Raw genomic sequence first — 11,619 nt, forward strand, 5'->3', positions numbered from 1 at the left:
ATCCAATTTTCTAGGCATTGGTTTTGCGGTAAATAAACTGGCTGGGGTTCAACTGACGACCATGCTTAAGCACTTCAAAGTGCACATGAGAACCTGTAGAGCGGCCAGTGCTGCCCATTAAGGCTATTTCATCCCCTTTATTTACCACATCACCTTCTTTTACTAATACTGCTTTAGCATGCGCGTAACGCGTTACCATTCCGTTACCATGTTCAACTTCAACTAAGTTGCCGTAACCCAAACGCTCGCCAGCCCACACAACCACTCCAGCCCCTACTGAACGGATCGGGGTGCCTTCTTTACCGGCAATATCTACCCCTTTGTGACGCGCCTTACGTTTAGTAAAGGGATCAACCCGAGTACCAAACGGCGACGAAATCCAAACTCCTGGACCTCGAGCTGGCCAACCAGAAATATAACTGCTAGTAGCTAGATGGTGACTTTGTTGCCAAGATTCAAGCAAGGAGAGGGATTTTTTATGTAAACCGAGCTGTTGCTCTAATTCATTTAAATCAAAAAATAAATTTTCGGGCTGCGAACTACCAGCAAACTCAAGCATAGGTCCGCCCATTGGAGGGCTGTTGGAGAAATCAAACTCTGCGGCCAACTCGTTATCTTCCACTAAACGAGCGCCTAAAGCATTTAAGCGAGTCATTTCCGCCTGCATCTGGCCAACTTTACTCGCCAACTGGGAGTAACGCTGACGCAATTGCGTCTCAAACTGCTGCAACTTAGGCTCTGCTCGTAGCTGGTCGAGCTGAGCCAGCAACTGAACCTGCTTGGTCGCTAAATTTTGGTATTGCTGAACACCCCATAAAGCGACACTGCATAAAAACGCCACCAACAAGAAAGCAAACCATGCCAGCCTAAGCGGATTTAATCGAATAGTTCTTGTCTCGCCTTTATGCGCGTATACTAAACTTAATCTCATACCTAACTAATAAACTTATGTCCAAACGACAACATCAACCGCTTCCCATTGAGCGCATCTTTCACCAAAAGCAATTTGCCCAAATTGAGCAACCGCTGCAACAACGAGCTCGCCTACAGCAATTATCGAGTGAGGTGCTGACACGCTATAAACTACAGCAATGCCGTATCGTTAATATGCGTCAGGGAGTCGCCATTATCGAAGCACCTAGTTCTGCATGGTTAACTCGGCTAAAACAGTTTCGTTTTGAATTGCTTAGCGAGCTACGTAAAGCCTTACCAGGTGTTGTCAGTTTGGAACTAAAAATAAATCCCGAATTGAAGAACATTAAACCAGAAGCTGAACAAAAAAGCACTGGAAAACGCCAGCTAAGCCCTCAAGCAGCTAAACATATCACAGAATTGGCACAACACGTACCGGATGAACTAAGAGAGAAGCTAGAGAAATTAGCGGCGCTGAGCGGAGAGAGTTAGCCAGCGCCGACCAATTTGAGGTATTAGAAACTAAAAACAGTTTGCTGATAGGCAGCAGGTGCTTCGGACTTGTCTTCAAAGGTGACAATTTCCCAAGCATGTTGTTGTTCTAATAAAGCTCGAACTAAATTGTTATTTAATGCATGTCCCGATTTATGGGCACGTAAATGACCTAGTATAGGCAAACCTGCCATATATAAATCACCCACTGCATCTAACAGCTTGTGCTTAACAAATTCATCTTCATAACGAAGGCCATCTTCGTTAAGAATGCGATATTCATCTAACACTACGGCATTTTCTAAACTACCGCCAAGGGCTAAGTTCTTCGATTGAAGATACTCAATGTCACGCATAAAACCAAAGGTTCTAGCACGACTAATATCTTTTACAAAACTATCCGCAGAGAAGTTCATTGAAATCTGCTGATTACGCCCTTCCATCGCTGGGTGATCAAAATCAATAGAAAAATCAATGGTGAAGCCGTCATTGCTTGGCAATAATTCGGCCCACTTATCTTCGTGTTCAACACGGATAGCTTGCTTAATACGAATAAACTTCTTCGCCGCAGCTTGTTCTTCAATGCCTGCCGACTGTAATAAAAATACAAACGGGCTTGAGCTGCCATCCATCACCGGCAGTTCTGGGGCATCAACATCAATAATTAAGTTATCCAAGCCTAACGCAGCAATCGCAGCCATCAAATGCTCAACCGTAGAAATACGGTTACCAGCATCATCAATTAAACAGGTACATAACATAGTGTCACGTACCAATTCTGCTTTTGCAGGGATCGTTACAACCGGATCGAGATCGGTACGATTGAACAGGATACCTGTATTTGCAGGCGCTGGACGCAAGACCATAGTGACCTTATGTCCTGAGTGCAAACCGATCCCTGTCGCTTGTACTGACTTTTCAAGAGTCCGTTGTTTAAGCATAAATTTTCCTCTGCTTCTACGACCAATAAACTAGATGGTCCGACATCTTAACACAAGTTTGAATCTGATCACAAACATATGTCTAAAACTTGACCATTTAATAACAGATTAATCTGCTTGGCGACGCAAGAATGCTGGAATGTCTAAATAGTCACCATCACTTGAGCTAGTGCGCGGCTCAGCGTTTACCACCGCAGCTTTTTCTTCGGCAACAGGAGCTGAATCCATAGTCATTGAGTGTGAAACAGGCTCAGCATTTACTGCTTGTTGCGTCTTAACTATTGAAATATCTGGGCGACGTTCGGCACCAATACCTGTGGCAACCACAGTGACTCGCAATTCATCGCTCATTTCTGGGTCGATAACCGCACCCACCACAACCGTGGCATTCTCAGAAGCAAAGCCTTTAACCGCATTACCCACGGTTTCAAACTCTTCAATGCTCATATCAAAGCCAGCAGTAATGTTTACCAAAATACCACGTGCACCAGCTAGGTCGACATCTTCTAATAAGGGGCTAGAAATCGCCAACTCGGCGGCTTCTTCAGCACGGTCTTCACCAGAGGCAATACCGGTACCCATCATGGCGGTACCCATTTCACGCATTACCGTACGAACGTCGGCGAAATCCACGTTGATTAAACCAGGACGAGTAATTAACTCGGCAATCCCCTGTACTGCACCTAGCAATACGTTGTTAGCCGCTTTAAAGGCATCCAACAAAGAGACACCGCGACCTAATACTTTTAACAACTTGTCGTTAGGAATGGTGATTAATGAATCGACATTTTTACTCAGTTGCTCAATCCCTTGTTGGGCATAGCTACTGCGCTTTTTACCTTCGAAACCAAAAGGTTTGGTCACCACTGCTACGGTAAGAATACCCAGCTCTTTAGCTACTTCGGCTACCACTGGCGCTGCACCAGTACCGGTACCACCACCCATGCCGGCAGCAATAAATACCATATCGGCGCCCTGCAATTGGCTCATGATGGCATCACGATCTTCCATCGCCGCTTCGCGACCCACCTCTGGGTTAGCACCAGCACCTAAACCCTTGGTGATGGCCCCACCAATTTGTAAGGTATTGTCTGCACCAGAGTTACGTAAGGCTTGGGCATCGGTATTGATGGTGATGAATTCAACACCCTCAATTGACTGAGCCACCATGTGTTCAACAGCATTACCGCCGCCGCCACCAACGCCAACAACTTTAATTACCGCTTCATCGGTATGACTATCCATAATCTCAAACATAGTTCTCTCTCCGCTTGATTTTCGCTACTTAGCAAAAACTAAAATTCACCTTTAAACCAGCTATGCAAACGCTTAGCAATGTTGCTCACCCCACTGATGTTTTTCACTTCAATCGGTTTTTCGCTCTGGTTTTCCATGCCGTAATGCAACAACCCCACTGCTGTTGAGTAAGTTGGTGCCTGTACGTATTCAGTCAGGCCGGCAACTTTGTTGGCTGAGCCAACCCGTACCTGACACTGCAAAATGTTTTCGGCGCATTCCACTACACCTTCTATCTGTGCTGCTCCACCGGTAAGCACCACACCTGCTCCTAGTTGCAACTTACAACCTTGAGTCTGTAAATCATCTGCCAACTCATCTAGCTTGGCTTTAATCATGCCAAATAACTCGCTGTAGCGAGGCTCAATCACCTCTGCCAAAGTTTGGCGTTGTAAGCTACGCGAAGGCCTGCCACCCACACTGGGTACTTCAATGGTATCATCACGCCCCACCATGCTGCCCAAGGCGCAACCGTAACGCACCTTTACCGCTTCTGCATCGTTGAGCGGAGTCCCAAATACCGTAGCAATATCGCGAGTCACCGAATTACCAGCAAAAGGGATCACCGAGGTATGACGCAAAGCGCCACTGGTATACACCGCAATATCCATGGTGCCTGAACCAATGTCGACCACGCAAACACCCAGCTCTTTTTCATCTTCAGTTAATACCGCGTAGCTAGAAGCCAAAGCAGAAAAAATTAACTGATCCACTTTTAAATCGCAGCGCTCAACACACTTAACGATGTTCTTCACCATGTCATTGTGACAGGCAATTAAGTGGACTTTGGCTTCCATTCTCACCCCGACAAACCAATCGGGTTTTTAATCCCCTCTTGGAAATCGATGGCAAATTCCTGCGGCAATACGTGCAAGATACGGTGCTCGTCGGGCAGTTTAATTGACTTAGCAGTATGAATAGCATTATCTACATCATCCTGAGTCACTTCCTCATCACTAATTGGCACCATGCCTTTTTCGTTTAAGCAACGAATATGGCGACCCGACACCCCAAGGTAAACAGAGCTAATCTTACAATCGGCCATCAACTCAGCTTCTTGCAGGGCGCGCTGCACGGTCTTCACTACCGAGTCGAGATCGTTTACGCCGCCTTTATCCATACCCTTGGCCGGATGACTACCCACACCGATGATACTCATCTCATTACCCGGCAATACTTCACCGATTAACGCGGTAATTTTGGCGCTGCCGATGTCTAGGCCAACGATTAGCTTTCTATCCGTTACTTTGGTCATTACTTACCAAACCTTCCCGTTTCTTCCATCCCACTGCAAAACCAGTGTCATAGCGTAAATCTACATATTCCACGTTATCCGCTTGAAGCTGCGGATAAACCGATACAAAACGCTCAATTCGATTGAGCTTATCTTCCTTACCCAACTTGAGTAAGATGCCGCCGGTTAATTCCACTTGCCAAGCATGCCGCTCATTCAAGGCCAAGCTACTAATGCTTAACTGGCGACCTTGTAATACTCGCTGCAGCTGACGAAAAGTAGTGAGCACTCGCTCCGCTTGTTCGTCTGGTCCAGCTAACGAAGCCAACTCAACACTGATGCGTTGCTGCGGCGCTTCAAATATTTCACCTTGCTGATTAAGCAAGGCTGCATTGTTCCAGCGTGCCACTACTTGTTGCTCTTGCAAGGCAATCGATAGCTTATCAGGCCATTGCTTACGCACCGTGACCTGTTTCACCCAAGGCAAGCGCTCTAATTGCTGCTTTACCTCAGACACTTCCAAACTAAAAAAATTACCCGCCTCGGGCAGTGCCGCCAAACTTTGTTGTAACTCTTCATCTAGCACATAGTCGCGCTTACCCGATACCAACAAACGCTGCATCGGGCTCAAGTGCTTATCACTAACACTGCGATAAACCGAGTTAACCGCATAGGCCAAACTAAACAACACAACAACAAAAAAAACCACTCCGGCCCAGTAGCCAAGGCGTTGTTTTTGTTGTTCATTTAGCTGCCATTGCATCATTTAGTGCGCCAAATCCAATATGCTCACAACCAATTGGTCGAAGCTTAATCCATGCTGTTTGGCTGCCATTGGCACCAAACTCTTTTCAGTCATCCCCGGCGAAGTGTTCACTTCCAAGAGATACCAGTTGCCCTGCGCATCGGCCATAAAATCAACCCGTCCCCAGCCTTCACAGTCCACCGCTTTAAAGGCTTGCATGGCAATTTCGGCCAACTCTTGCTCTTGTTGTTCGCTCAGTCCACTAGGGCAAAAATACTCGGTAGAATTACTCTGATACTTAGCGTCGTAATCATAAAAAGCATGTGGTGTTTGCATTCTAATTGAAGGCAAGACTTGATCACCCAGTATCGATACCGTGTACTCCGCACCGCTAATCCACTGCTCTACCAATACTCGCGAGTCATAAGCAAAAGCATCGTTAATCGCTTGCTCAAGCTGCTTCGCTGTACTTGCCTTAGCCATTCCAATACTGGAGCCTTCTAGCGCCGGTTTTACAATCACGTCCCCGCCCAGTTGCTGCAACATAGCCTCAGCCTGCTCGGCTTGGTAAGTTTGTTTTTCAACAATCGCGTAAGCCGCAGTGGGCAAGCCCAGGTTTTGCCAAATCTGTTTACAGCGGATCTTATCCATCGCCAAAGCAGAACCCAAGACCCGACTGCCGGTATAAGGCAAATTCAAATACTCTAAAGCCCCTTGTAAAGTGCCGTCTTCTCCACCACGCCCATGTAAGGCAATAAACACATGGCTGTATTTTTTTTGTTTCAGCAAGCTCAAATCGACATCACGTGTATCTATACCCTCGGCATTGATGCCCGCGCGCAACAAACCAGCCAGCACCGCTTTGCCTGATCTTAAAGACACTTCACGCTCGGCTGAATCACCGCCATACAACACGGCTACTCGCTTCATTCGTACACTCGCCATTAACTATTACTACCTTTCAACTTACTAATATTGAGCTGCAACTCGCCCAATTGACGGGCCAATACGCCAATATTTCCCGCGCCCTGGGTCAGCAGCACGTCGCCATCTTGCAATACATCAGCAAGCAAAGCATTCAACTCATCGGGTTGTTTTACATAAATCGGCTCTAAACCGCGCTGCCGTAAGCTACGACACAAGGCGCGACTATCGGCACCAGCAATCACGTCTTCACCGGCCGAGTACACCTCTAGCAGCAACAAACTGTCTACCTGCGCCAATACATCCACAAAATCTTCGTAGAGATCGCGGGTACGTGAATAACGGTGAGGCTGAAATGCCATTACTAGGCGGCGTTCAGGCCAAGCCGCTCTAGCTGCTTTAAGCGTGGCCTGTACTTCAGTAGGGTGATGACCGTAATCATCCACCAGCAATACCGAGCCCTTACCAGTGTCAAATTCACCGTATTGCTGAAAACGACGACCGATACCGGCAAAGCGATTCAGCGCTTCTACAATAGCGCTATCAGCAATACCGTCTTCACTGGCTACCGCTATCGCCGCGGCAGCGTTTAAAGCGTTGTGCTCGCCCGGCATATTCAAACAAATATCTAATTGCTCACAGCCATGACGGTGCACACTAAAGCAGCAGCGATCCCCCTGCTGTACAAAATCTTTAATTTGAACATCGGCGCCCTCAGAAAAACCGTAGGTGATGATCTGACGTCCAATCTTCGGTAATAAGTCTCTAACCCCGGCATCGTCAATACACATTACCGCAACACCATAAAACGGCAAATTATGCAGAAAATCGATGAAAGTAGCATGCAGCTGAGCTTCATCGCCACCATAGGTTTCCATGTGATCTGGTTCCACATTAGTGACCACCGCTACCATCGGTTGCAAATGCAAAAACGAGGCATCGCTTTCGTCGGCCTCAGCAATCAAATAACGACTACTGCCTAGGCGGGCATTGGTGCCAGCGCTGTTAAGTAGACCGCCGATAACAAAGGTCGGGTCTAACTCAGCTTGACCATAGATGCTGGCAATTAGGCTAGTAGTCGTGGTTTTACCATGAGTCCCTGCTACCGCTACGCCATGGCGATAACGCATTAATTCGGCCAACATTTCAGCGCGGCGAACCACTGGAATACGCGCAGCGCGCGCCGCTTCAACCTCTGGGTTATCTTCTTTAATAGCCGTTGATACCACTACCACATGAGCGCCCGCTATGTTGCTTGGCTGATGCCCCAAAAACACTTCTGCCCCTACCGCTTGTAAACGCTCTGTCATCGGACTATAGGCCTGATCCGAGCCAGAAATCTGATAGCCTTCATTAGCTAATACTTCAGCAATGCCGCCCATGCCTGCCCCGCCAATGCCAACAAAGTGAATACGTTTCACCTTGCGCATTTCAGGGATCATGGTACGTAATTTAGCTAACTCAACTTTACTCATCTATTTACTCTTTTATTAAGCTTTGGCATACCGCCGCTACCTGTTCAGTAGCGTCATAGCTTGCCTGCTTCCTAGCATTATTCGCGCAAGTTAAGCGCAAGCTAGGATCTGCAAATTCATTTAACACTGCCGCGATTTGTTGCGGCGAAAAATCAGCTTGTTTAATTAAGCGTGCCGCCTTGGCTTCTACTAAAAACGCCGCATTTTTTGTTTGGTGATCATCCACGGCATAGGGCAGAGGCACAAATATTGCCGGAACCCCTGCCGCAGCGACTTCTGATACCGTTAAAGCGCCAGCGCGACAGAGTATCACATCAGCCCACTGATATGCTGCTGCCATATCATCAATAAACTCAACAATTTTAGGGGCTTCACTTAAATTCTCATCAAGTTGCTGCTGTTGGTAGGCAGCCTCAGCACTGGCTTGCTTATCGGCCCCCGCCTGATGCCAAACTTTAAGATCTAGGCCACTTTGTTTGATGCCTGCCGCCAAGTGCTGATTAAACACCTGGGCACCGAGGCTGCCACCAATTACCAATAGCTTATAACCACCAGCCTCACCGGCTGTTTTAGGCGGTAAACTCAACACCGATTGACGCAAAGGATTTCCCACCACTTGAGCATTTGCTAGGGCTCCAGGAAAGGCGCTCAAACATTTTCTAGCAATTTTACTCAGTACTTTATTAGTTAAGCCGGCGGCTGCATTTTGCTCATGCAAAACTAAAGGCTTGCCTAATAACCAGGCAGCAATACCACCGGGGCCACTGGCAAAGCCGCCCATGCCCAATACCACGTCGGGCTGATAGGCTTTGATTACTGCCCTAGCTTGACGAATGGCATTAAGCAATTTGAAAGGCGCGGCCAGCTTACGCATAACACCATTACCTCTCACCCCTTTAATGCTAATAAAGTTAATCGGGTAACCATATTGGGGAACCAAGCGAGCTTCCATACGCTCGGCGGTGCCTAACCAAGATACATCCCAGCCTTGTTGGCGCAGAAGATCGGCCACTGCGAGACCGGGGAACACATGCCCACCAGTGCCGCCCGCCATCACTAGTAATTTGTGTTGTTTAACTTCAACCATGAGCACCTCGCTTATAGGCCTGACACTTGGCCAAGCGCAGCTCATGGTCAATGCGCAGCAACACTGCCACCGCAACAGACATAGCTAATAAACTAGAACCACCGTAACTGATCAAAGGAAGCGTCAAACCTTTAGTTGGCACTAAGCCCGATGCCGCGCCCACATTCACCATGGTTTGAAAACTAAACCAAATACCAATGCCACAAGCTAAATAGCCGGCAAAAGCCTGTTCCGCTAACAAGGCTTGTTTGCCAATACGCAAGGCCCTACTCACCAGCAATACCTGTAATAGCAATACCGTGCATACCCCGATAAAGCCCAGTTCCTCGGCCAAAACCGCCACCACGAAATCGGTATGAGCTTCAGGCAAGTACTCCAATTTTTGAATCGAGTTACCTAAACCTTCACCAAACCAATCGCCTCGGCCAAAGGCCATTAGTGACTGAGTTAGCTGATAACCACTACCAAAAGGATCTTGCCAGGGGTCGAGGAAGGAAGACACTCGGCGCATTCGATAAGGTTCAGCAATCACCAAGGTCACCACTGCTACCACCCCGGTAAAGATTAATCCAAAGAACTGAATCAGTTTTGCGCCGGCCAGAAACAACATGCCAACGGTGGTTACAAACATCACCACCACACTGCCTAAATCGGGTTGCGCAAGCAGCAATACCGCTAAAAAGAAGAACACGATAAGTGGCTTCAAAAAGCCTTTTAAGTTCTCTCGAACTTGTTCATGCCGGCGCACTAAATACCCAGCCAAATAAGTGAACAAGGCTAACTTGGCAAATTCGGCGGGCTGAATATTAAGCGGACCAAGACCAATCCAACGACTACTGCCGTTAATATTGCGCCCCACCACCAATACAAGCACTAAGGCCACCACCGCCGCCAATAACAATTTAGCATTATGACTCTGCCACCAAGCCACTGGAATTTGCACCACAAAGGCAATGGCGCATAAGCACAACAGCAAATACACGCCGTGGCGCTTAGCAAAACGGAAGGGGTCATTATTCATCGCGATCCCTTCGGGGATAGATGAAGAAGCGACCATGACTAAGCCCAGCAACATCAAACACAGAGCCAACCACAACAAGTGACGGTCAAACAATAAGGGCTCTTGAACAGCGCCTTGTGGCCCGCTCAAACGTGCAGCAATATTTTCAAACCACTGTGGTTTCGCCATTATTCTCATAAGGCCTCCACCAGCTGGCAGAAGTGCTGACCACGCGCTTCAAAGTTTTTGTACATATCAAGGCTGGCGCAAGCTGGCGATAACAATACGGTATCGCCCGACTCAGCTTGCTCCGCGCACCACGCAAAAGCAGACTCTAAATCGTCACGCAAATAAACGTTATTTGCTAGTTCAACAAAACGTTGCTTATCTTTGCCAAACGCCACCACACCGGCCAATTTGGCAAAGGCCGCTTTAAGCTCGCTTAAATCCCCTTCTTTACTGTCACCACCAGCAATTAACCACAAGCGGCCCGAGTTACCAGACAAGCCTTGCAAGGCCGCTAAGGTAGCGCCCACATTGGTGGCTTTAGAGTCATTAATCCAAGCAATGCCGTTTTTACGCGCTACCAGCTGACAACGGTGCGCTAAGCCTGCAAATTTTTTGGCGGCGCAAAGGCTGGCGTCTAAGTCGATACCGACTGCTTCAGCTAAGGCTAAGGAAGCCAGAATATTGGCGTAATTGTGAGTGCCCACTAAGGCCAGAGCGCTGGTTTCCAATAAGGTTTTTTCGCCACGCAGTAAATAAGCCTGATCGTGACTTAACGAGAAATCAGCCGTTTGCTGTATAGAGAAGGTGATTCGGCTAGCAGGGCTATCATCAACCCACGATTGCGGATCGTCCAAGTTCACTATTAACTGCTCGGCCTGATGAGCAATTTTATGCTTAGCCGCAATGTATTCGTTCAGACCGGCGTAACGGTCCATATGGTCTTCGCTAATATTTAATACCGTTGCCGCCTTGGCGCGTAAGCTATGGGTCGTTTCTAATTGAAAACTGGATAATTCCAAAACATACAGCTGAACCTGAGGGTCGAGTAAGTCGAGCGCCGGCACACCAATGTTGCCGCCCACCGCCACATTTAAACCGGCCTGTTTGGCCATTTCACCCACCAAACTGGTAACAGTACTCTTACCATTGGAACCGGTAATCGCCACTATTGGCGCCTTGGCGTAGTGACAAAACAGCTCGACGTCGCCAATCAGCTGCACGCCAGCTTTGGCCAAAGCTTGTAACTCGGGCGTAGCCAAAGCCACGCCGGGGCTCACCAACACCACATCACAATCCAACAAGGCCTGCTGCGGTAAGCCGCCGGTAACAACTTCAAGCTCGGCTGGCAGAGCATCAAGACCCGCAGGATGCTCACGAGTATCACAGACTAAAGGCTTAATATTGTGCTGCAGTAAAAAGCGCACACAACTCAAGCCGCTGGCTCCAAGGCCAACGACTGCATAACGTTGTTGTGGCTGCAATTTACTCACTTTTCCCTCTCATT

10 protein-coding genes and 1 pseudogene are annotated in these 11,619 nt (G+C 48.0%); 1 reads left to right on the forward strand and 10 read right to left on the reverse strand.

Annotation, left to right across the window (positions count from 1 at the left end; translation table 11 throughout):
- Nucleotides 1-10: 10 nt before the first annotated feature.
- Nucleotides 11-931 (reverse strand): peptidoglycan DD-metalloendopeptidase family protein, encoded by a 921-nt coding sequence (locus AR383_RS08785; RefSeq protein ID WP_083481555.1) that lies wholly within the window; start codon nucleotides 929-931, stop codon nucleotides 11-13.
- 17 nt (nucleotides 932-948) lie between these two features.
- Between AR383_RS08785 and AR383_RS08790 the strand changes: the two genes are divergently transcribed.
- Nucleotides 949-1,404 carry a DUF721 domain-containing protein gene (locus tag AR383_RS08790; protein WP_055732794.1) on the forward strand — a complete coding sequence of 152 codons (456 nt, stop codon included), beginning with the start codon at nucleotides 949-951 and terminating at the stop codon, nucleotides 1,402-1,404.
- A gap of 23 nt (nucleotides 1,405-1,427) precedes the next feature.
- On the opposite strand, the gene lpxC is transcribed toward AR383_RS08790, so the two are convergent.
- From lpxC to murD, 9 genes and pseudogenes are all read right to left on the reverse strand, one after another.
- A complete protein-coding gene (gene lpxC, locus AR383_RS08795; protein WP_055732795.1) occupies nucleotides 1,428-2,345 on the reverse strand; it encodes a UDP-3-O-acyl-N-acetylglucosamine deacetylase in 918 nt (305 codons plus the stop codon).
- Between the two features lie 108 nt (nucleotides 2,346-2,453).
- Entirely contained in the window at nucleotides 2,454-3,602 is a 1,149-nt protein-coding gene (gene ftsZ, locus AR383_RS08800) for a cell division protein FtsZ (protein ID WP_055732796.1), read from the reverse strand.
- A gap of 38 nt (nucleotides 3,603-3,640) precedes the next feature.
- Nucleotides 3,641-4,896, reverse strand: a pseudogene (ftsA, locus tag AR383_RS08805) (cell division protein FtsA).
- Entirely contained in the window at nucleotides 4,877-5,641 is a 765-nt protein-coding gene (locus AR383_RS08810; RefSeq protein WP_083481556.1) for a cell division protein FtsQ/DivIB, read from the reverse strand. Before AR383_RS08810 ends, ftsA begins: the two are co-directional and overlap by 20 nt.
- The gene (locus AR383_RS08815) at nucleotides 5,642-6,565 is read right to left on the reverse strand and encodes a D-alanine--D-alanine ligase (RefSeq protein ID WP_055732797.1); all 924 of its coding nucleotides are present in this window, start codon (nucleotides 6,563-6,565) and stop codon (nucleotides 5,642-5,644) included. It abuts the gene before it with no gap.
- Nucleotides 6,565-8,019, reverse strand: a complete 1,455-nt coding sequence (gene murC, locus AR383_RS08820; protein WP_055732798.1) for a UDP-N-acetylmuramate--L-alanine ligase — start codon at nucleotides 8,017-8,019, stop codon at nucleotides 6,565-6,567. The genes AR383_RS08815 and murC overlap by 1 nt, the downstream gene beginning before the upstream one ends.
- 4 nt (nucleotides 8,020-8,023) lie before the next feature.
- Nucleotides 8,024-9,106 (reverse strand): undecaprenyldiphospho-muramoylpentapeptide beta-N-acetylglucosaminyltransferase, encoded by a 1,083-nt coding sequence (gene murG, locus AR383_RS08825; protein WP_055732799.1) that lies wholly within the window; start codon nucleotides 9,104-9,106, stop codon nucleotides 8,024-8,026.
- A complete protein-coding gene (gene ftsW / locus AR383_RS08830; protein ID WP_157051684.1) occupies nucleotides 9,099-10,304 on the reverse strand; it encodes a cell division protein FtsW in 1,206 nt (401 codons plus the stop codon). The genes murG and ftsW overlap by 8 nt, the downstream gene beginning before the upstream one ends.
- Entirely contained in the window at nucleotides 10,301-11,605 is a 1,305-nt protein-coding gene (gene murD / locus AR383_RS08835) for a UDP-N-acetylmuramoyl-L-alanine--D-glutamate ligase (protein ID WP_055732800.1), read from the reverse strand. Before murD ends, ftsW begins: the two co-directional genes overlap by 4 nt.
- Nucleotides 11,606-11,619 lie beyond the last annotated feature (14 nt).

The organism is Agarivorans gilvus (assembly GCF_001420915.1).
Classification (GTDB): Bacteria; Pseudomonadota; Gammaproteobacteria; order Enterobacterales; family Celerinatantimonadaceae; genus Agarivorans; species Agarivorans gilvus.